We start from the raw sequence: 20,184 nt of genomic DNA, 5'->3' as shown, positions 1-20,184 counted from the left end.
GAAAGCGGCGACGGGCCTCGGCCGAAAACGGCCCGCGGCGCGCGAGGTTAGAGGAACACGCGCCGAACGTCCAGAGTCGACTCCACGCCGATTTGAGCCTTATGCGTTTTCAGCCATGAATCGGCCTGTCTGCGCCCGGCGTCGCGGAGGGTTTCGAGCACGCGCCAATCTGGGAAAATCTTGGTCGTCGGCCCGAGTCCGCGCATCAGAAGATCGTCGCTGATCTCATGCAGCCGCAGCTTGCGCCAGCGGCCTTGCGCGAGGTTTCCCGAATCCACCAGCCGCGCCACGAAGTCTATGGCCCGGATCTCGGCCCGCAGAGCCGCGCCGAAGCTGATTTCGCTCACGCGGTCGGAGATTTCTCCGGCGCTTTTGGGCAGATGCTCGCGCAGATCGGGCTCCAGCCGGATGATCATCAGATCCGAGCTGCGGGTGTCGTAGGTGATCGGCCAGAGCGCCGGATTTCCCGTATATCCGCCGTCCCAATAGGTTTCGCCGTCGATCACCACGCCTTGGAACATCTGCGGCAGACAAGCCGAGGCCAGAATGGCGTCCACGGTCAGAGTCTCGCGGCGGAAGATGCGGCCTTTGGCGCTTTTCACATGAGTCGCGTTGACGAAGACCGCCGGACCCTCGCCCGCCTGCAAGGATTCGTCGGTGACGAACTCCAGCAGCACCGAGCGCAGAGGATCCAGATTCAGCGGGTTGAGCTTATAGGGCGAGACGTGATTCTGCAGAAACCCGAGCCCCACGTAGAAGGGGTTGGTCTCATAGAAATTGCGGATGGTCTCCACCGGCGGCTTGATCCCGGCGCAGGCGGCGTCCCAGAGAGCGGGCGGAATCGCCAGACTCCGCTCCGCCACGCGCCGCCAGAAGGCGCTGAGCCGACGCCGCGCCTCTTTGCGCCCGCCTTCGCCCCATCCGGCGCGCAGCACGGCGGCGTTCATCGCCCCCGCGCTGGTTCCGGTCAGGGCGGAGATCTCCAGATCCTCCTCTTCGAGAAGACGATCGAGCGCGCCCCAGGTGAAGGCGCCATGCGCGCCTCCCCCTTGGAGCCCCAAAGCCAGAGCGGGGCGGCTCACAGAGCGGTCCAGCCGCCGTCGACGGAGATGGTGGTTCCGGTGATCTGGGCGGCGTCCTCGGAGCAGAGGAAGGCGGTCGTCCCGCCGAGCTGCTCGACGGTGGCGAACTCCCGCGAGGGCTGGCGCGCGAGCATGATCTTTTCGAGGACTTCCTCTTTCGTCATGCCATGGGCCTTCATCTGGTCCTCGAGCTGGCCCGCGACGAGGGGCGTCCAGACATAGCCGGGGCAGATGGCGTTGCAGGTGGCCTTGATCTTCTCCTCGGCGAATTCGAGGGCGATGGTCTTGCTCAGGCCGACCACGCCGTGTTTGGCCGCGACATAGGCCGATTTATAAGGCGAGGCGGTCAGGCCATGGGCCGAGGCGATGTTGACGATGCGGCCCCAATTGCGCTTCTTCATGCCGGGGATGGCGGCGCGGGCGGTGTGGAAGGCCGAAGACAGATTGATCGCGATGATCTGATTCCACTTCGCGACCGGAAAATCCTCGACCGGCGAGACGAATTGCACGCCCGCGTTGTTGACGAGGATGTCGACGGCGCCGAATTCGGCTTCGGCCTTGCGGATCAGATTCGCGCAGGCCTCGGGGTCGGACATGTCGGCCTGCACATAGAGGGCGCGGGCGCCCCCCGTGGCGAGCTTGGCGACCTCGGCGGCGACGGCGTGGTCGGCCTCCGTGTCGGAGAAGGAGTTCAGAACCAGATTCGCCCCGCGCGCGGCCAGAACCTTCGCGATGCCGAGGCCGATGCCGCTGGTGGAGCCGGTCACGACGGCGGTTTTGCCGGAAAGTTCGCCCATTTGGATCTCCTCGGAAGGCTCTCTCCTCGGGGCGCTCCGCCCGGCCGGAGGAAGCTGGGATGTTGCGATGCGGAATGACGGGCGGAATATAGGCTTGGAATCCGGCGCGGTCAGCCCCCAAAGCGCGGAGGCGCCCGCGCTCCGGGCGCCCTCTCTGCGGATGCGCCCGCGATCGTGAAGCGTTTTCCGGATGATTCCCGTCGCGGTTTCATGACAAACTGCGCGAAAATCCGAAGGAGAAACGCGGTGCTGATGAAGATCCTGACGCTGGGGCTGGCGGCTTTCGGACTTTGGATTCTGCTGCGCCGGGCCTTCGCGCCTGCGCCGCCCAGAGCTGAGGACCCGGCCGCGCCGCGTCCGCGCCTTCAGGCGGAGGATCTGGAGGCCTGCCCTCATTGCGGGGCTTATAAGGCGCCCGACGAGCCTTGCGCCTCCTGCCGCGAGCGGTCCCGGCGCGATCAGCCGCCGGGCGGCGGCAGCGGGCGGGCGTAAAGCCCCGCCGTCGTCAGATCCTGAGGATCGATGTCGAAGGCTTCGGCCAGAGCCGCCTTGACGGGCGAATGAGGATCGGCGTGGGCGCCCTCGCAGGCGATGAGCAGGGCGTCCGGGACGAGGGCCGCCAGACGCGCCTCGATTCCGAGGGCCTCCGTCGCCCGCGCGAGGCGCGCCGAGATCTGAGCGCGGCTGATCGGCGCGCCGGTTCTGAGGCCGAAGAGGGTCACGTCGTCGCCGCTCGGCTCCAGAGGCGCGGCGGCGAGGAGCCAGGCGTCGATTCCCTCGCCGGCTTCGGGCGCGAAGGGCAGGGCGGCGAGGATCTTCGGCGCGAGGGGGCTCGAATCGAGGCAGGCCCGCCACCAGACTTCGCCGTGGGAATCCGGCGAGAGATCGCCCGGCGCCACGCCCGCCGCAGGCTCGGGGCCTTGCAGATCCTGAATCATCCGCCCCGCCGAGGAACGCCCCGTCAGAGGCGTCAGAGCGCCGAAGCGGGTGCGGGCGGCCTTCCAGACGCGATCGCGCTCGGGGCCTTCGCCGGGGGCGTAGACGGAGACCGTCAGCCCGCCCTGCATGACCACGGAGCTGGCGATCAGCTCATGCCAGATGGCCGCCGTTCCGCCGAAAGGCATGGGCGAGCTGGAGAGCCGCGCGATCCGGCGCAGGATCTGCGCTTCGCGGGCGGGCCGCAGAGGCGTGGAGGGGGGCGTGGAGGGGGGCGCGGCGCCGTTCTGGAGAGCCGTCGGGTTCTCGCTTTCGCGGGCGGCCTGTTCGCGGGCGGCCTGTTCGCGGGCGGTCTGACTCGCGGCTTGCGCCGCCTTCAGCGCGCGGACCTGCTCGACGAGTCGGGCGCGCTCCTGAATGGCTGCGAGAATCCGGTCGTCGACGGCGTCGATCTGCGCCCGAACCGCGGCCATGGCCGAATCCGCCTCCGGCGTTCTCATGATGCTTGCTCCCTCCGCGCTCGCCTCGCCTTGGACTTAGAAGATTTCCCGCGAAAACGAAACCGGTTTCCCGTTTAGGAGCCCTTCAGCGGCCCTTCCTGCGCGCTCTTCAGCCGCGCCGCGCCCGGAGCCGCGCCGGGGGCCGCTCCCGACTCGGGGCCGCCCTCCGGAGAGGGTTCGGAGGCCGCCGCCAGACCCGGCCCCAACCCTGGTCTCTGGGCCGTCGCGGGGCGCCAGCGCCAAGGCGCGGCGGCGGCTTCCTTGGCGCCTCCGCGCGGCAGGGCGTAGATCTCCTTCACCGCCTCGACGATCCGCAGCCCCGCCAGACGCTCGGCGCCGATCCGCGCGCCCGCCCGCTCCAGCGTCGAGGAGGCCCGCAGCCAGAATCTCCGGTGGCTCGGCGGCGCGTAAAGCGCGGCGGCGCGGCGATGGGGGGTGAATCCGGCTTCGAGGAGCAGCCCTTCGAGCTGCTCGGCGCTGAAGGGGCGTCCGAAGGCGAAGGGGGTGGTCTCGCGCCGCGCCCAGAGCCCCGTGCGGTTGGAGACCACCGCGATCAGCCGCCCGCCCGGCGCCAGCGACCGCCAGACCTCGCCGAGCAGGGCGGTGGGATTCTCGCAAAGCTCCAGCGCATGGGCCAGCAGGATGCGGTCGAAGAAGCCGTTGGAGAAGGGCCAGCCGCCCTCCTCGACGAGGACGCAGAGATTCCCGCCCTCGCGCGGCCAATGGACCGCGCCCTGATGGGCGGGCATCAGCGCCGCGACGCGCTCGGCGCCGCCTTGGCTCTGGTGCAGGAAGGGCCGCAGAAAGGGGAGGGGATAGCCGTATCCGGCGAGGCTCTGGCCCTTCAGATTCGGCCAGAGCGCGCGCAGGACGCCCTGCGCGTGGCGCTGAGTCATCGCGCCGAGCTGGGTTTCGTAAAACTCCCGCAATTGCAGAACGTCCAGCCGCACGGCTCCTCCTCACTCCTCCGCGGCCCTTCTCGCGAGGCCGCGGCCGATCCTGAGGCCAAATCATAGCTCATCGCGCCGGCGAAGGCCATGAAGGGCGCGGAGCGCGGGATTCAGCGCGTCGGGACGGGCTTTTCGCCGCGGTAGTCGTAGAAGCCGCGCCCGGCTTTGCGCCCGAGCCATCCGGCTTCGACGTATTTCACCAGCAGCGGGCAGGGGCGGTATTTGCTGTCCGAGAGCCCTTCGTAGAGCACGTTCATGATGGCGAGGCAGGTGTCCAGCCCGATGAAGTCGGCCAGCTCCAGCGGGCCCATGGGGTGGTTGGCGCCGAACTTCATCGCCGTGTCGATGGATTCCACGCCGCCGACGCGCTCGTAAAGCGTGTAGACGGCTTCGTTGATCATCGGAATCAGCAGGCGGTTCACGATGAAGGCCGGGAAATCCTCGGCGAGGGCGGGCACCTTGCCGATGCTCACGATGAGGTCGCGGATCTGGTTGAACACGGCTTCGTCGGTGCCGATGCCGCGGATCAGCTCCACCAGCTTCATCACCGGCGGCGGATTCATGAAATGCACGCCCATGAAGCGCTCGGGATGGCCGCTCACCGCGCCGAGCCGCGTGATCGAGATCGAGGAGGTGTTGGAGGCGAGGATCGCGTTCTCCTTCACATGGGGGCGCAATTCCTCGAAGATCCTGTTCTTGACCGCCTCGACCTCGGAAGCCGCCTCGATCACCAGATCCATGGCGCCCAGCTCGGAGAGGGCCGAAACGGGCCTGATCCGCGCCAGAGCGGCGGCCTTGTCGGCCTCGGAGATGGAGCCCTTGCGCAACTGGCGCTCCAGATTGCGGTCGATGACGGCCAGCGCGGCCTGAATCGCCTCCGGCTTGAGGTCGTAGAGCCCGACCTCGCGCCCTGAGAGGGCGAAGACATGGGCGATGCCGTTGCCCATTTGCCCAGCCCCGATCACGCCGACGGTTTTGACGTCCTGCATCGCCCGCTCCCCCTCAAGCCGCGCCCGGAGGCGGGCGCTCATGTCCCTGCGAAATGACGAGGCCAAACTAGAAGCGGCGGCCCGCACGCGCAAGCGCCGAGGGGGCGCAGGCGAGGGGAGAGCCCGCCGCGGAATCCGCCGCGGAAGCCTCCGTCCGGCGCGCCTTGATCCGGATGTCTTCGCCTGCGCGGCGTGATCCTCGCCCGGCCGAACATGGGGCCCGCGGAGAGGCCGTCCAGCCGGAGAGAGGCCCCAAGGAGGCCGCGCGATCCGGGCGCGCTTGGGTCAGGGCGTGGCCCGGAAGCCGGAGGCGGCCTGATCCGGAACGACGTTTCGCGTATGTTGGGGGACCGGCGCGCGAGCCTTGAGGAAAATGGCTCGGGAGGAGGGATTCGAACCCCCGGCCAGGCGGTTAACAGCCGCCTGCTCTACCGCTGAGCTACTCCCGATCAGCGCCGTGGCGGGCTTATAGCGCGGAGCTTTCGCCGTCGTCCAGAAGATTTTGCGTCAACTTGGGGCGGTTCGTCGCTCAGCGTCTTTTGCGCCGCGCTTCAGGCGGATTTCCGAGGAGGGATCGGGCCGCCTCCCGCTTCCGGGCCACGCCCTTTGCGAATCCTCAAGACTTCCTTGCCGCGTTGCGCTTCCTGTTCGGGGGCTCTACAGTCCCCGCGCCTGATCCTTGGACGGAGGACGCATGCGAATCAAGGTCGGCCGGTTTCTGTTGCGGCTCGCGGACAGCGAAGAGGATCTGCGCTCGGCGCAGCGCCTGCGCTACGCCGTCTTCGTCGAAGAGCTGGGCGCGGAGACCTCGGCGGAGAATCACGCCGCGCGCTTGGAGGCCGATTCCTTCGACCCCTTCTGCGAGCATCTCATCCTCATCGACGAAGAAGCGGTCCATGAAGACCCCTTGGACAAGGTGGTGGGCGTTTATCGTCTGCTGCGGGGCTCCGTGGCGCGCAAGGGGCCGGGATTCTACTCGGCCAATGAATTCGACCTCAGCCCGCTTGATTCCTATCCCCGCGAAGTGCTGGAGATGGGGCGCTCCTGCGTGGCCAAGCCCTATCGCGGGGGCTCGGCGATGCAGCTGCTCTGGATGGGGCTGGCGCAATACATCGACATGCACGACATCGGGCTTTTGGCGGGCTGCGCGAGCTTCCACGGCTCGGATCCTCAGGCCATCGCCGAGCCGCTGAGCTATCTGCATCAGCGCAAATTGGCGCCGCCGGATCTGCGTCCGCGGTCCTGGGCGCGCCATTACGTCGCCATGGACATTCTGCCGCCCGACCAAGTGGACCCCGTCGCGGCGGTGAAGGCCATGCCGACGCTCATCAAGGGCTATCTGCGGGCGGGCGGGCTGGTCGGCGACGGCGCTTATGTGGACCACGCCTTCAACACGGTGGACGTCTGCTTCGTCGTGGAGACCAGCCAGATCGCCAATCGCTACCGGAATTTCTACTCCCGCCAGAGCCCGGAGCATCTGGACCGGCTGCTGGGATGACCCAAACGCCTTCCGCGACTCCCGCTCCGCCTGCGCCGGAGCCGTTCAAGCGGCGTTTCGCGCCGCCCGATCCTCTGCCGCCGCCGACGCTGCGCGAGAAGCTGCGGGCGGTGCGGCGGGGGGCGCTGATTCTGGCCGTCACGGCGATTCTGGTGCCGGTCTATCTGCTGGCGCGGCTTTGGCCGGGGCGTCAGCCGGATCGCTGGATGGCGGGGATCTGGGGGCGCATCCTCGTCTGGATCCTCGGCGTGAAGCTGGAGATTCGCGGCGCGCCCATGAAGGAGCCGGGGGCTCTGGTGGCGAACCACGTCTCATGGATCGACATTCTGGCTCTGGCGGCGGCGGCGCCCGCGCATTTCGTCTCGAAATCCGAGGTGGCGCATTGGCCGGTGGTGGGCTTCATCGCGCGCATCGCCGACGCCGAATTCATCGACCGCCGCCCGGCTCAGGCCCGCGAGCATGAGGCCCGGCTCGTCAAGCGGATCCGCGAGGGGGATCTGCTCTGCTTCTTCCCCGAGGGCACCAGCAGCGACGGACTCGTCGTGCTGCCCTTCAAAACCACGCTCTTCGCGATCTTTCAGGCCACCGGCGCCAAGGCTCAGCCGGTTTCGCTGAAATATACCCCGCCTGCGCATTTGCCCCGGCGGTTTTACGGCTATTATGACGATCTGAGTTTTGGAGACTCGGCCGGCGCCGTGCTGGCGCGCTCGAAGGGGGGGAGGCTGACCGTGACCTTCCATTCCCCCGTCGACCCGACCGAGATCCCGGATCGCAAACGCATGGCCGCCTTTTGCGAGGCGCAGGTGAGGAGCGCCGCCCTATGATCTCCGCCCGGAGCGTCTCGACGAGGATTTTCGCCTGCGGCTTGCTCGGGAGCGTTCTGCTGGCGGGCTGCGCCACGTCGCGCCCGACCTCCGGCGAGAGCCTCGGGCCGGGCTACGCGCTTTATCCGGGGGAATGGAAGGGCGGCTCGGTCACCACGCTCGCGCTGCGGGCGCGGGAGGACGGCGGCAAGGTCTCTTTCTGCGGCGCCTACGCCACGGTTCCGGGGCCGGACGGGCCGGAGCTGGGAATCGACGCCTATGTGGGGAATCTGCTGCGCGGCGCGCGGGTGGGGATCGGCGGCTCCTGGATGCTGCTGGATCTGAGCTTCCTCGCCGATCACGGCGCGGATGCGGGCTTCGCCAGCCGTCCGGCCTCCTGCGTCGTCACAGATATTCCCTGGCGCGCGCGCTACGCCTCCACGCCGCTGGACTTCATGGCGCCGGGCTTCTTCGGGCGGCCCTCCGAGTGAGCCGCCCTTTGCGGGGGGCTCACTCCCTGCGCGCGCCGAAGCCGCCTGAGAGGCTTTCCGAACCCCCGTTCAGCGAGAAGATTCCGCCGACCTCCGTCGCGCCGGGGCCGTAGAATCGCGCGTCGAGGCTTCCGGCCAGACCGCCCGTCGTCTCGACCCGGCCCGAGAGGCGGCCGTCCGCCGCCGCGCTCAGGGCGCCGCTCATATTCAGGGATTCGTCGAAGATCGTTGCGCCCGCCGCGTCGCGGCCGACCGAGCTTTCCGTGGTGCGGAAGCTGGCGGTGCGGCCGGCGAAATCCGCCTCAAGCCGGGCTTTGGCGCGCAGGATTTGGAAATCGGGGGAATCGCCTCCGACGACGCGCATGCCCACGGCCTCGCCGAGGAAGGTCGCCTTGCCGGATTTCGGCAGATCGGCGGCGGCGGTCTCCTGCCCGACGCTGACCGCGCCGAAGCGGTTCAGACCGGAGGAGGCGTCCACGTCATACCAGAAGCCGAAGGTCTGATGCTCGAAGCCCGCCTGATCCGGCGCGGCGATCACGGCGGCCAGCGTGCGGCCCGCCTTGCTCTGGTAGCCGACGAGCAGGCCGTCGTCCACGGAGAGCTGCTTGTCGTCCTTGCTCCAGGCGGTGGAGAGATGCGGGGTCGTCAGAGCGATCTCCGAGACCGCGCCCGCCGCATTGCGCGTGAGGCTCAGCTCGACGGCGGAGACGGCGGAGAAATCCGACATCCGGGCGATTTTCGCCGTCTCGTCGTCCTGAACGGCGAAATCTCGGCCGAAGCCCTGCGCGACGACCTTGCCCGGCGCCGCCGAGAAAATGGCGGGAGTCGAGGCGAAGGAGGAGGCGCCGGACCCTCCGCCTCCACCGCCGCCGCAGGCCGCCAGAAGGGTCGGGGCCGCAAGCGCGGCGAGGATTCGCAGGAAGGCGGATTGTCCCATATCGCTCTCCGAGCCGGCGGGTGAAGGTTGAAATCTTCACCTTCGGAGAGCAAGGACCGCGCCATGACGGGATTTGCGCGCGGAATCCTCAGGAATTGAGGCTTAGGCTCAAGGTTTGAACGCGGATTTGTTCCAAAAATCATGGTTTCCAGAGGTTTTCCGGAAATATCCGCCCCAAAAGGGGACGGTCGGCCGGCTGAGAGCGCTTTCAGATCAGGCGGGGTCCTTCAAACGCTCTCAGTTTTGAATTGGTCGCGGCTTCGCTGGAAAACGCTTTAGTCCGCCCAAGGAGGCGGATAGCGCACGGCCTCCAGATAAAGCCCCTCGGAGGGCGCGAGAGGCCCGCAGGCGGCGCGGTCGCGGGCTTCGAGGATGCGGCGCATCTCGGCAGGCGCCCAGCGCCCCGAGCCGACCAGCGCCAGACTCCCCACCATCGAGCGCACCTGATGATGCAGGAAGCTGCGGGCGCGGGCGGTGATCTCGCAGCCTTCGGGCGTCGCACGCACCGCGAATTCGTCGAGCGTCCGCAAAGGCGAATCCGCCTGACATTGCGAGGAGCGGAAGGTGGTGAAGTCATGGCGTCCGAGCAGATGGGCCGCGCCCTCCGCCATGGCCGCGAGGTCGAAGGGCGCCTTCACCCGCCAGGCCAGCCCCTTGGCGAAGGTCAGAGGCGCGCGGCGGTTCACGATCTTATAGCGGTAAAGCCGCTCCAGAGCCGAAAACCGGGCGTTGAAGCCGAAATCCACGACCCGCGCCGCCAGAATCGCCACGGGATCATGCCGGAGATGATTGTTCAGAGCTTCGGTCAGGCGGAAGGGATCCCAGTCCTTTTCAAGATCGCAATGGACCGCCTGCCCCATGGCGTGGACGCCCGTGTCGGTGCGTCCGGCGGCGATGACCGGGGGCGCTTCGGGCTCCAGCTTGCGGAGGGCCTCCTCGAGAGTCTGCTGCACGCTCGGGGCGTTCGCCTGACGCTGCCAGCCCGCGAAGGGCGCGCCGGAATATTCCACGATGAGTTTGAAGCGCGGCATGGGGCCTCCGAAAGCGGATCGGGCGGAAAGGGACCGGGGCCTTTTGGCCTCTCGGCGCCGGGACCGCAAGGGCGGGCCTGCGCAAAGCGGCCTCTCCCCCTAGACGCGGGGGGCTTCGCGGGCGCATGAAGGCCGCCTGAGGCGGGCGGGACAAGCCGCGCGAAGGAGATGAAGTCATGACGGCGCGGGCGCTCATGCGTTTGGCGGCTTTGCTGGCCGCGGCTTTGGCGGGGGGCGCTCTGGCGGAGTCCTTGGGGCTTCCGGCGGGCTGGCTGCTCGGCGCGACGGCGGCCTCGTTGGTTCTGGCGGGCCTCGGGCATGATCCCAATCCGCCCAATGGGCTGCGCGACGCGGCTTTTCTGACTCTCGGCGTGATGCTCGGCTCCAGCGTGGACGAGGGGACGCTTCAGGAGGCCGCGCGCTGGCCCGCGAGCTTCGTCATTCTGGCGGCGGCGGTGGTCGCCATGATGGTCTTGGGCGCGCGGCTTTTGCGCCAAGGCTTCGGCTATGACGCCAATACGGCGCGTTTGGCCTCGGCGCCGGGAGCGCTCTCGGCGGTGATGGCCACGGCCCTCTCGACGCCCGGATGCGACGTCGGGCGGGTGGCTTTGCTCCAGACTCTGCGGCTGATCGTGCTGGTGGCCTTTCTGCCCGTCGCGCTCGACGCCGCTTTGCCGCCGCCTGCGGCTTTGCCCGCGCCGGAGATTCTCAGAGATCCCTTCGAACTGGCGCTGGTCTTCGCCGCGGGCGGGCTCTGCGGCTGGCTGCTGACCCGGATCAAGACGCCTGCGGGCTATGTGATCGGCGGCCTTCTGGCCAGCATGACGCTGCATCTGACGGGCGTGGTCCATGGGCGGCCCTCGGTCTGGTTCGCCGCGCCCGCCTATGTGGTGGTCGGGGCGCTGATCGGAGCGCGCTTCCTCGGCGTGACGCGGGCGGAGCTGCGCGCGGCCTTCGGAGCGGCGGCGGCTCTGGTGGTCCTGCTGCTGGCGGTCGGCGGAATCGGGGCGGCTTTGGCTTCATGGGCTTCGGGCGTGCCCTTCGCGCAGGCGGCCCTCGCCTTCGCGCCGGGCGGCGCCGAGGCCATGGCGGTGATCGGCCTGACCATGGGCTTCGAGGCGGCTTACGTCGGGTCGCATCACATCGCCCGGATTCTCGCCTTGTCGCTGACGGCGCCTTTCTGGCTGAAACGCTGATAGTTCTTTTTACGTTCTTGTCTCTTGCGCGCCGCCGCGCCTCCGGCTAGGAAGGCTTCATGACCCAATCTTCCGACTCCTCGTCCGCCGACGAAGGCCGCATCTTCGACGAGCCGCTGACCCGAGCCCTTGGGTCGCGCTATCTGGCCTACGCCATTTCGACCATCACCCATCGCGCGCTGCCGGACGTGCGCGACGGGCTCAAGCCGGTGCATCGGCGCGTTCTCTACGCCATGCGTCAGTTGAAGCTCGATCCTTCGCTGGGTTATAAGAAATCGGCCCGCGTGGTCGGCGACGTGATCGGCAAATACCACCCTCACGGCGAGGCCTCGGTTTATGACGCCATGGTGCGGCTCGCGCAGGATTTCTCCACGCGCTATCCGCTGGTCGACGGCCAAGGCAATTTCGGCAATATCGACGGCGACAGCGCCGCCGCCCAGCGCTACACCGAAGCCCGTCTGACCGAGGTCGGCGCGGCGCTCATGGAGGGGCTCGAAGAGGACGGCGCCGACATGCGCCCGACCTATGACGGCTCCGAAAGCGAGCCGGAGGTCATGCCCGCGGCCTTTCCCAATCTGCTGGCCAACGGCGCGAGCGGCATCGCGGTGGGCATGGCGGCCAGCGTGCCGCCGCATAACGCGGGCGAGCTCTGCGACGCGCTTCAGATCCTGCTGAAGAATCCGAAGACGCCTTTGGACGACTTGATCGCCCTGATTCCGGGGCCGGATTTCCCGACCGGCGGCGTTCTCGTCGAGCCCGCCGCCGCCATCCGCGAGGCCTATCGCACCGGACGCGGCGGATTCCGTCTGCGGGCGCGCTGGCGCACCGAGGATCTCGGGCGGGGGCAATGGCGGATCATCGTCACCGAAATCCCTTATCAGATTCAGAAAGAGAAGCTCATCGAGCGGCTGGCCTCGCTGATCGAGGATAAGAAATCGCCGCTTCTGGCCGATATGCGCGACGAATCCGCCGAGGACGTCCGCATCGTTCTGGAGCCGAAATCCCGCGCCGTCGCGCCGGAGGCCCTCATGGAGGCGCTCTTCAAACAGACGGATCTGGAGACGCGCTTCCCGCTCAACATGAACGTCCTCGATTCCCGCCGCACGCCTCGCGTCATGGCGCTGAACGAGGTGCTGCAAGCCTTCCTCGATCATCGGCGCGAGGTGCTGCTCCGGCGTTCCAATCATCGTCTGAACAAGCTGAGGACGCGGCTGGAGCTGGTCGAGGGCTTTCTGATCGCCTATCTGAATCTCGACCGTCTGATCGAGATCCTGCGCGGCGAGGAGGAGCCCAAGCCGCTGATGGTCGCCGAATTCGGTCTGACCGAGACTCAGGCCGAGGCCATCCTGAACATGCGCCTGCGTTCTCTGCGCAAGCTGGAGGAGATGGAGCTCCGCAATGAGCGCGCGGCGCTGCTCAAGGAGAATGAGGAGCTTTCCGCCCTCGTGGACAGCCCCGCCAAGCAGAACGCCCGCCTCGCCGCCGAGATCCGCGAGACCAAGCGCCGTTTCGGCCCCACGGCCAAAGGCGGCGCCCGCCGCACCGAAATCGCCGAGGCGCCGAAAGTCGCGGCGCCGCCCATCGAGGCCTTCATCGAGCGCGAGCCGGTGACGGTGATCCTCTCGGAAAAGGGCTGGATCCGCGCGATGAAAGGCCATCTCGCCGCCGATTTCGAGGCCAAGCACCGCGACGGCGATAAAGAAGCCTTCCGCCTCCACGCCGAAACCACGGACACCCTGATCGCCTTCGCGGCCAGCGGCAAGGCTTACGCCCTCGCGGCGGATAAGCTGCCGGGCGGGCGCAGCCTCGGCGAGCCGGTGCGGCTCATGGCGGATCTGGCGAACGAGGACGAGATCGTGGCCTTGTTCGTCCCGCGCCCCGAGGGCAAGCGCCTGCTCGCCTCTTCGGACGGGCGCGGCTTCGTGGCTCTGGAGGCGAACATGCTCGCCCAGACCCGCGCGGGGCGTCAGGTGCTGACGCCGGAGGCGGGCGCTCAGGCGAAGGTCTGCGCGGCGGTGGAGGGCGATCACGCGGCGGCGGTCGGCACGAACCGCAAGCTGACGGTCTTTCCGCTGGAGCAAGTCCCGGAGATGACCCGCGGCAAGGGCGTGACGCTGCAACGCTATAAGGGCGCCGAGCTTTCGGACATCCGCACGCTGAACCTCGCCGAGGGCCTGAGCTGGACCGAAGGCGGCGGAAGGCGGCGCCATGAGCCGGATTTGGCGGCCTGGCTCGGGAATCGCGGCGCGGCGGGGAGCATCGCCCCGCGCGGCTTCCCCAGAGACAATAAATTCGGCTGAAGCCTCCGGCGCGGCTCCGGCGCGCGGGGGCGGGCTTCTGGGCGTCCGCTCCGGCTCTTGAAAGGGCCGGAGGGGCGCCTCTCCGCATGAGGGCGATCCATGACCACGGCGGCTTTTCTGGCGGTGCTTTGCGCCGCCGCGCTCCATGCGGGCTGGAACGCCATCGTCAAAACCAACGCCGACCGCTTTTTCTCCATCGCCGCCCTGACCGTCGCGGCGGGCGCGATCTCGGCGGCGGCTCTGCCCTTCGTGGGAGGGCTTTCGCCCGCCGCATGGCCTTGGCTGGCGGGTTCGCTCGTGGCCCATACGGGCTATAAGCTCTTTCTCGCGCGGGCCTATCAGCTGGGCGACATGGGGCAGGTCTATCCCATCGCCCGGGGCGCCGCGCCTCTGCTGACGGCCTGCGCCATGGCCGCCCTCGGCGAGCCCTTGTCTCCGCTCGCCTTCGCGGGCGTGGGGATTCTGGCGGCGGGCATCGCGCTGATGTCGCTGCGGGGCGGGCGGAGTCTGGTGCAGACGGAGAAAGGCGCCGTGGGGGCGGCGCTGATCACGGCGGTCTGGATCATGGGCTACACCATCCTCGACGGCATGGGCGCCCGCGCGAGCGGCGATCCTCGGGCCTATGCGCTCTGGCTCTTCTTCTGCGACGGCGTCGCGATGTTCGCGGCCTTGCGGATTCTGCGCGGCGCCGAGGGGTGGCGGCGGCTGACCCGGACGGGTTGGCCCGAATGGGTCGGCGGCGTCATGTCGATGGGGGCCTATTCCATCGCCATCTGGGCGGCGACGGTCTCGCCCATCGCGCTGGTGGCGGCTCTGCGCGAGACGAGCGTCCTCTTCGCGGCGTTGATCTCGGCGGCGATCCTGCGCGAGCCTCCGACGCGGGCGCGCCTCGTCGCGGCGCTGACGATCCTCTGCGGGGTGGTTCTGGCGCGGCTGGGATGAGCCGCGCCGGAATTCGTCAGAGCCTCTTCACAGCGTCGGGCCGCCGACGTTGGCCACGCGCAGGATGTTGGTGGAGCCCGCGCGTCCGAAGGGCACGCCCGCGATGATCGCGATCTTATCCTCGTCTCCGGCGAATTCATGCGCCCGCACGGCCCGCACCGCCTCCGCGACGGCCTCGCCGAACATCTGCACCTCGGGCACCTTCACGCAATGCAGGCCCCAGACGAGCGTCAGCTTGCGCGAGGTCGAGAGCAGCGGCGTCAGCGCGAGGATCGGCACGCGCGGCCGCTCGCGGGCGGCGGCCATGGCGCTGGTCCCCGAATGGCTGAAGCAGCAGATGGCCGCGAGCTGAGTCGTCTCGGCCACCTGCCGGGCGGCGGCGGTCATGGCGGCGGCGGTGGTGGCGGCGGCGGCGCCCCGGGCGGCCTCGACCACCTGACGATGCAGCGGATCCTGCTCGACGGTCACGGCCACGTCGTTCATCACGGCCACGGCCTCGACGGGATAATGCCCGGCCGCCGATTCCGCCGAGAGCATCACCGCGTCCGCGCCCTCGAAGACGGCGTTGGCCACGTCCGAGACTTCGGCGCGGGTGGGGGTGGGGGCCTCGATCATGCTTTCGAGCATCTGGGTGGCGACCACCACCGGACGTCCGAGGCTGCGCGCCAGCCGCACGATGCGTTTTTGCGTGGTGGGCACCTGCGCGAGGGGCATCTCCACCCCGAGATCGCCGCGCGCCACCATCACGCCGTCGGCCATCTTGAGGATGGATTCGAGATCCTTCACCGCGGCGGGCTTTTCGATCTTGGCCATGACGAGCGCGCGTCCGGCGACCAGCTCCTTGGCCTCGCGCACGTCCTCGGGGCGCTGGACGAAGGAGAGGGCGATCCAGTCGGCGCCGATTTCGCAGGCGAATTCGAGATCCTGCTTGTCCTTGCGGGTCAGGGCGGCGAGCGGCAGCACCACGTCGGGCACGTTGACGCCCTTGCGGTTGGAGATCACGCCGCCCACCTCGACGCGGGTTTCGGCGAAATCGGCGCCGCAGGATTCGATCTTCAGGCGGATCTTGCCGTCGTTGACGAGCAGAGTCGAGCCGGGCCGCAGGGCCGCGAAGATCTCGGGATGGGGCAGAGGCGCGCGATGGGCGTCGCCGGGGGCCTCGTCGAGATCCAGCCGGAAGGCGTCGCCCTCCTTCAGCTCGGCGGCGCCGTCCTGAAACACGCCCACGCGCAGCTTGGGGCCCTGAAGATCGGCCAGCACCCCGATGGGCCGTCCGGTTTCGGCCTCCAGAGCGCGGATGTGCCCCATGCGGGCGCGGTGGTCCTCATGGGAGCCGTGGCTCATGTTGAGCCGGAAGACGTCGGCGCCTGCGAGGAACAAGGCGCGGATCTGATCGTAATCGGAGGAGGAGGGGCCAAGCGTGGCCAAGATCTTCACGTTGCGTCGACGCCTCATCGAACCCTCCTGGCGGCCAGCTGAAAGGGGTGGGGGGGCCGAACCCCCGCAGAGCCCCCTTTAGGCTCTATAGCTCAGCCAAAGCGCTTTGTCTCAAGAGCGGATGGGCCGATTCTTGCTTTCTGCGTCCTCGTGCGGAAGAATCGAACCTCGAGGCTCCGCAGGCGGGGCGAAGCGCCGCCGCCGCCGGGGCCGCGGGCCTTTTCGCCGGGCGCTCTTGCGGCCATTTGGATCTTTACAGCCGGGGCGGGGGACGTCATGAGGAAGTCGCGCCCGCAGGACCAGACCCGCGCCGAGCCCGCGCCGAGCCCGCGCCGAGAAAGAACGCCCATGACCGACGCCAAAGCCAAGAACTCCGCCCGAAACGGGGCCGCTCCGCGCGCCCACAGCACGCTCGACGCCGCCTTTCTGGAGGCGCAGCGCAATCCCGAGGCCTCGCCCCGCTTCTTCGACGAGCTGATGGCGACCACGCTCTTCATGCCCATCCATGACGAGCCCGAAGAGACGCTGACCGGCGGACAATCCATTTCGCCCATCGTCTTCGAGGTCGAGGACGAAGAGACCATCCTCGTCTTCGACAGCGAGGAGCGCCTCGCGGAATGGGCCACCGAGCCGGTGAACTACGTCGGGCTGCCCGGCGCCGCGATCTTCGAGATGTTCGACGGGCGCGAGCAGGTCGGCTTGAATCTGGGCGTCGCGCCCTCCTCGCTGATCATCACGCGCGAGAATGTGGAGTGGCTCCATGAGCGCGCGCTCGAAGCCACCCAGACCGAGGAGGTGCCCGCAGGCGCCAGCCTGCGCGTCGAGCCCCCGACCGAGGCCCCCCGCGAGGCGGTGGCGGCTCTGACCTCGCGGCTGGCGGGCTTCCGCGCCGAGATCGAGGAGGCGACGCTCTTCCGGCTCTTCGTCGAGGGCGCGGACGGCCGCGAAACCAGCCGGCTGGTTCTGGCTCTGGCGCCGACGGCGCTCGGCGCCCATCGCGCCGACGAAGTGGCGGCGGCTCTGGCCAAGACGGCGCGCTCTTCCTTCTCCATCGCCGAGCCTCTGGAGGTGACGATCCTTCATCCGGGCTCGGAATTGCTGGAGAAAGCGCGCAATGTGGGTTTGCGCCTGCCGATCATCGATTTCGGCTCCCTCAACTGAGGGGGTTGAATTCTGGGCGGGCTTGTCTGAGGCGAAGGAGGCGCGGCGATGTTCACAGGGATCGTGACCGATCTGGGCGAGGTGCTGGCTCTGGAGCCTCAGGGCGCGGGTCTGCGGGTGCGCCTGCGGACCAAGCTCGATCTTGAGGACGCGCCTTCGGGCGCCTCCATCGCCTGCGCGGGGGTCTGCCTGACCGTCACCGCCAAGCGCCGCGAGGGCGAAGGCTGGAGCTTCGACGCCGACGTTTCGAAGGAGACGCTGGATAAGACCACGCTCGGGCTTTGGCGTCCGGGGCGGCGGGTCAATCTGGAGCGGCCTTTGCGGCTCGGCGACGAATTCGGCGGCCATGTGGTTTCGGGCCATGTGGACGGCGTCGGCGAGGTGGTTTCGGTCGCGCCGCAGCGGGATTCGACGCGCGTGCGTTTCCGCGCGCCGAAGAGCCTCGCGCGCTTCATCGCCGAAAAGGGCTCGGTGGCCGTGGACGGCGCCTCTCTGACGGTCAACGCCGTGCAGGGCGCGGAGTTCGAGGTGAATCTCATTCCGCATACTCTGGCGGCGACCAGCTTCGGCGAATTGACGCCGGGCCTGCCCGTGAATCTTGAAATCGATCTTCTCGCCCGTTACGTGGCGCGTCTCAAAGACGCCGCTCTCGAAGGAGTTTGAGCCATGGCCGAATCCGAGGCCCCCGTCGGCCCGCCGCCGCAGGTCCCCGCCGGAACGCGGGTTCTGCTCGTCGTCGCGCCCTTCTACCGCGACATCGCCGATTTCCTGATCGCAGGCGCCAAGGCCCGCCTCAAGGAGGCCGGAGTCGCCGCCGATCTCGTCGAGGTGCCGGGGGCTCTGGAGATTCCGGGCGCCGTGGCTCTGGCGGTCGGATCGGGGCGCTATGACGGCTATGTCGGGCTCGGCTGCGTCATTCGCGGCGAGACCACCCATTATGAGACCGTCTGCGCGGAATCCGCGCGCGGGCTGATGGATCTGACTCTGAAGGGTCAGGCCGTGGGCAATGGAATCCTCACCGTCGAGACCCGCAAACAGGCGCTCAAGCGCGCCAATCCCGAGAAGATGAACAAGGGCGCGGGCGCCGCCGACGCGGCTCTGGCGCTCATCGCGCTGCGGACGCATTGGGGCGCGCCGGAGACGGCCGGAACGCGCAAATCCAGCTTCGCGCCGGATTCCGAGCATATCGTCGTGGCCTCTGCGGGAGCGGGCCGACATGGCTGATCCGATTCCCGAATCCTCGGAAACTCCGGTCCCCGAGGAGAAACGCCCGCAAAAGCCCGGCCATCAGGAAAAGCGCCTGATGCGCTCGGCGGCGCGCCTCGGCGCGGTGCAGGCGCTTTATCAGATGGAGATGACCGGCATGGGCTGGCGCTCGGCCCAGCTCGAATTCGAGGCCCATCGCCTCGGGCGGGTGGTCGACGAGGCCGAATACCGCATGCCGGATCTCGGGCTCTTCCGCGAGATCCTGCGTGGAGTGGTGGAGCGTCAGGGCGAGCTGGATCGCCTCATCGACGGCGTTCTGGCGAAGGAATGGCCCATCGCGCGGATCGACCCGATTTTGCGGGCGGTCTTCCGGGGGGCGGCCTATGAGCTGACCGCCCGCGCCGACGTGCCCGCCCGCGCGGCCATCGTGGAATATGTGGACGTGGCGCGCGCCTTCTTCGACCAAGGCGAGGAATCCCGCTTCGCCAACGGCGTTCTGGACGGCCTCGCGCGTCAATTGCGCCCCGGCGAGTTCTGAGCGGAGATCCGAGCGGCCCGCCGGATGCGCGGGCCTGCGCCGCTTCCTATGTTCCTGAAGGCTTCGGCGCTCCGGCCTGACCGGAGAACGCCCGGACCCCGGCGGTCTTTCGCCGGAAGGGAGCGGTTCCTGATCCGGCGCCGGAGGGGCGTTCCCGTCTGAAGTCTTTCGGCGTCTTCCTCACAGGGGCGCGTCATGACGCAGCTTCTCTTTTTTCTCGCCGGAGCGGCCTATCTGGCCCAATTGGCTCTGTTCGCGCGGCTGCATCTGCGGGGCGGGCGCGATCCCGTCTCCGAGGCGGTGAGCGATTACGGCGTCGGGCCGAGCAGGCGGCTCTTCGCCCTTTACGGAGCGGCGGGAATCGCGGCGGCGGCCGTGCTCGCCGGGGCGCTGCTCGCGGATGGACGCTTCCCCGCGCAGGGCTGGCTTTATCTTCTGGCCATGGCGGCCCTGAGGCTCGGGGTTCTGGCCTTCCCGACCGATCTGGAGGGCGAGCGCCTCACGCGGAGCGGAAAGGCGCATTATCTCTTCGCCGTCGCGAGCTTCGCGCTGGCCTATATGGCCGTGGACGCCCTGTCGCCTTCCGCCGCGAGCTTGGCGGCGGCATGGGCGCGGCCTGTGTTGAACGGCTTGGGCTGGGTCGTCGCGGCTTCTCTGGCGGGAGTCGTGATCTGCCTGATTCCGGCGCTGCGCCGGATCTTCGGGCTGGTCGAAAGGATTTTCCTGCTCTCGGTCCTGCTCTGGCTGGGGATCTTCGCCTTCGCCATGGCCGGATGATCAGCCGGATGATCAGCCGAATGATCAAAAGGCGCCGTTCTTCAGCAGCCCCGCGACCCGCGCGCCGAGATCCTCCATCTCCTCGTCGCGCACGCCCTCGGCGCGCAGAGCCTCCAGCGTGCTGAAGAGATAATCCGGATTGGGGCCGCGCTTGCCTTGGGCGCGGGCGATGATCGCCGCCTGATCCGCGAGGCTCAGGCCCCCGGCGTGCTGCGGATGGCCTAAGCGCGCCAGATAGCAGACCGCCTCCGCCGCGCCCCCCGCCTCGTCGAGCAGCCGGACGGGCCGCCAGGCCTCTTCATAAGCTCCGGTCACCAGCTCGCGCGCCCGCAGCCCCGCGAGAGTCTCCTCCACGGCGGCGGGCGCGATCCGGAAAGCCACGCCCCGGCAGGTCGCGTCCTGCGCGGGCTCCAGCGTCAGCACCAGCCCCGGACGCTCCGCCGTGCCGCGGTATTCTGTGGACCATAAGGCGAACCTTCGGGCGCAGCCCTCCAGCAGGGCCGGGCGCCGCTCGACATAGGGAAAATCGGGATTCCACATCAAAGAACCATAGCCGAAGACCCAGAGATCCTTTTGCGGCGCCATATTTCCTCGCTCCTCGCCTTCTCATGCG

Annotated in this window: 21 protein-coding genes and 1 tRNA gene; 12 read left to right on the top strand and 10 right to left on the bottom strand. The window is 68.5% G+C overall.

Features of this window, described 5'->3' with window-relative positions; translation table 11 throughout:
• Positions 1-47: 47 nt before the first annotated feature.
• A complete protein-coding gene (locus B161_RS0100320) occupies positions 48-1,082 on the bottom strand; it encodes a patatin-like phospholipase family protein (RefSeq protein ID WP_018631349.1) in 1,035 nt (344 codons plus the stop codon).
• The gene (locus tag B161_RS0100315; protein WP_018631348.1) at positions 1,079-1,879 is read right to left on the bottom strand and encodes a 3-hydroxybutyrate dehydrogenase; all 801 of its coding nucleotides are present in this window, start codon (positions 1,877-1,879) and stop codon (positions 1,079-1,081) included. Before B161_RS0100315 ends, B161_RS0100320 begins: the two co-directional genes overlap by 4 nt.
• Positions 1,880-2,125: 246 nt before the next feature.
• On the opposite strand from B161_RS0100315, the gene B161_RS0100310 reads away from it, so the two are divergent.
• The gene (locus B161_RS0100310; RefSeq protein ID WP_018631347.1) at positions 2,126-2,371 is read left to right on the top strand and encodes a hypothetical protein; all 246 of its coding nucleotides are present in this window, start codon (positions 2,126-2,128) and stop codon (positions 2,369-2,371) included.
• Here B161_RS0100310 and B161_RS0100305 read toward each other — a convergent pair.
• From B161_RS0100305 to B161_RS0100290, 4 genes are all read right to left on the bottom strand, one after another.
• Positions 2,338-3,315: a chorismate mutase gene (locus tag B161_RS0100305; protein ID WP_018631346.1), complete on the bottom strand. Its 978-nt coding sequence runs from the start codon at positions 3,313-3,315 to the stop codon at positions 2,338-2,340. The genes B161_RS0100310 and B161_RS0100305 overlap by 34 nt on opposite strands.
• 74 nt (positions 3,316-3,389) lie before the next feature.
• The gene (locus B161_RS16040) at positions 3,390-4,265 is read right to left on the bottom strand and encodes a class I SAM-dependent methyltransferase (RefSeq protein WP_018631345.1); all 876 of its coding nucleotides are present in this window, start codon (positions 4,263-4,265) and stop codon (positions 3,390-3,392) included.
• A gap of 110 nt (positions 4,266-4,375) precedes the next feature.
• The gene (locus B161_RS0100295; protein WP_018631344.1) at positions 4,376-5,254 is read right to left on the bottom strand and encodes a 3-hydroxybutyryl-CoA dehydrogenase; all 879 of its coding nucleotides are present in this window, start codon (positions 5,252-5,254) and stop codon (positions 4,376-4,378) included.
• Positions 5,255-5,628: 374 nt separating this feature from the next.
• Positions 5,629-5,703: transfer RNA gene (locus B161_RS0100290), tRNA-Asn, on the bottom strand.
• Between the two features lie 245 nt (positions 5,704-5,948).
• Here B161_RS0100290 and B161_RS0100285 point away from each other — a divergent pair.
• From B161_RS0100285 to B161_RS0100275, 3 genes are read left to right on the top strand one after another with little or no spacing between them, the layout of a single operon-like run.
• Positions 5,949-6,752: a GNAT family N-acetyltransferase gene (locus tag B161_RS0100285; RefSeq protein WP_018631343.1), complete on the top strand. Its 804-nt coding sequence runs from the start codon at positions 5,949-5,951 to the stop codon at positions 6,750-6,752.
• Positions 6,749-7,576 carry a lysophospholipid acyltransferase family protein gene (locus B161_RS16035; RefSeq protein ID WP_018631342.1) on the top strand — a complete coding sequence of 276 codons (828 nt, stop codon included), beginning with the start codon at positions 6,749-6,751 and terminating at the stop codon, positions 7,574-7,576. Before B161_RS0100285 ends, B161_RS16035 begins: the two co-directional genes overlap by 4 nt.
• Positions 7,573-8,046 (top strand): hypothetical protein, encoded by a 474-nt coding sequence (locus tag B161_RS0100275; RefSeq protein WP_018631341.1) that lies wholly within the window; start codon positions 7,573-7,575, stop codon positions 8,044-8,046. The genes B161_RS16035 and B161_RS0100275 overlap by 4 nt, the downstream gene beginning before the upstream one ends.
• A gap of 19 nt (positions 8,047-8,065) precedes the next feature.
• Here the strand turns inward: B161_RS0100275 and B161_RS0100270 are convergent, their stop codons facing one another.
• Entirely contained in the window at positions 8,066-8,983 is a 918-nt protein-coding gene (locus B161_RS0100270) for a transferrin-binding protein-like solute binding protein (protein WP_018631340.1), read from the bottom strand.
• A 275-nt stretch (positions 8,984-9,258) separates the two neighbouring features.
• Positions 9,259-10,014, bottom strand: a complete 756-nt coding sequence (gene truA, locus B161_RS0100265) for a tRNA pseudouridine(38-40) synthase TruA (protein ID WP_018631339.1) — start codon at positions 10,012-10,014, stop codon at positions 9,259-9,261.
• Between the two features lie 176 nt (positions 10,015-10,190).
• Here truA and B161_RS0100260 point away from each other — a divergent pair, with 176 nt between their 5' ends.
• The 3 genes from B161_RS0100260 (at position 10,191) to B161_RS0100250 (ending at position 14,452) form a co-directional block, all read left to right on the top strand.
• Entirely contained in the window at positions 10,191-11,210 is a 1,020-nt protein-coding gene (locus tag B161_RS0100260) for an AbrB family transcriptional regulator (RefSeq protein ID WP_018631338.1), read from the top strand.
• A 59-nt stretch (positions 11,211-11,269) separates the two neighbouring features.
• Complete coding sequence (gene parC / locus B161_RS0100255; RefSeq protein ID WP_018631337.1) at positions 11,270-13,510, top strand: DNA topoisomerase IV subunit A; 2,241 nt, start codon at positions 11,270-11,272, stop codon at positions 13,508-13,510.
• A 99-nt stretch (positions 13,511-13,609) separates the two neighbouring features.
• Positions 13,610-14,452: an EamA family transporter gene (locus tag B161_RS0100250; protein WP_018631336.1), complete on the top strand. Its 843-nt coding sequence runs from the start codon at positions 13,610-13,612 to the stop codon at positions 14,450-14,452.
• Positions 14,453-14,479: 27 nt separating this feature from the next.
• Here B161_RS0100250 and pyk read toward each other — a convergent pair whose 3' ends face one another.
• The gene (gene pyk, locus B161_RS0100245; RefSeq protein WP_018631335.1) at positions 14,480-15,907 is read right to left on the bottom strand and encodes a pyruvate kinase; all 1,428 of its coding nucleotides are present in this window, start codon (positions 15,905-15,907) and stop codon (positions 14,480-14,482) included.
• Between the two features lie 330 nt (positions 15,908-16,237).
• Between pyk and B161_RS18395 the strand changes: the two genes are divergently transcribed.
• From B161_RS18395 to B161_RS0100220, 5 genes are all read left to right on the top strand, one after another.
• Complete coding sequence (locus tag B161_RS18395; protein WP_018631334.1) at positions 16,238-17,050, top strand: SseB family protein; 813 nt, start codon at positions 16,238-16,240, stop codon at positions 17,048-17,050.
• 48 nt (positions 17,051-17,098) lie between these two features.
• A complete protein-coding gene (locus B161_RS0100235; RefSeq protein ID WP_018631333.1) occupies positions 17,099-17,713 on the top strand; it encodes a riboflavin synthase in 615 nt (204 codons plus the stop codon).
• 3 nt (positions 17,714-17,716) lie between these two features.
• A complete protein-coding gene (locus tag B161_RS0100230) occupies positions 17,717-18,274 on the top strand; it encodes a 6,7-dimethyl-8-ribityllumazine synthase (protein WP_018631332.1) in 558 nt (185 codons plus the stop codon).
• On the top strand, positions 18,267-18,794 hold the full coding sequence (nusB, locus tag B161_RS0100225; RefSeq protein ID WP_018631331.1) for a transcription antitermination factor NusB: 528 nt from the start codon (positions 18,267-18,269) through the stop codon (positions 18,792-18,794). The genes B161_RS0100230 and nusB overlap by 8 nt, the downstream gene beginning before the upstream one ends.
• Before the next feature lie 195 nt (positions 18,795-18,989).
• Positions 18,990-19,571, top strand: coding sequence for a DUF998 domain-containing protein (locus B161_RS0100220; protein WP_018631330.1), 582 nt, complete (start codon positions 18,990-18,992; stop codon positions 19,569-19,571).
• Positions 19,572-19,595: 24 nt separating this feature from the next.
• On the opposite strand, the gene B161_RS0100215 is transcribed toward B161_RS0100220, so the two are convergent.
• Positions 19,596-20,156, bottom strand: coding sequence for a gamma-glutamylcyclotransferase (locus tag B161_RS0100215; protein WP_018631329.1), 561 nt, complete (start codon positions 20,154-20,156; stop codon positions 19,596-19,598).
• Between the last annotated feature and the right edge of the window lie 28 nt (positions 20,157-20,184).

The sequence above is a fragment of the Neomegalonema perideroedes DSM 15528 genome (assembly GCF_000374145.1).
Lineage (GTDB): Bacteria > Pseudomonadota > Alphaproteobacteria > Rhodobacterales > Rhodobacteraceae > Neomegalonema > Neomegalonema perideroedes.
The sequence above is the reverse complement of the archived record's forward strand: the minus strand, read 5'-3'. Positions and strand labels throughout refer to the sequence as shown.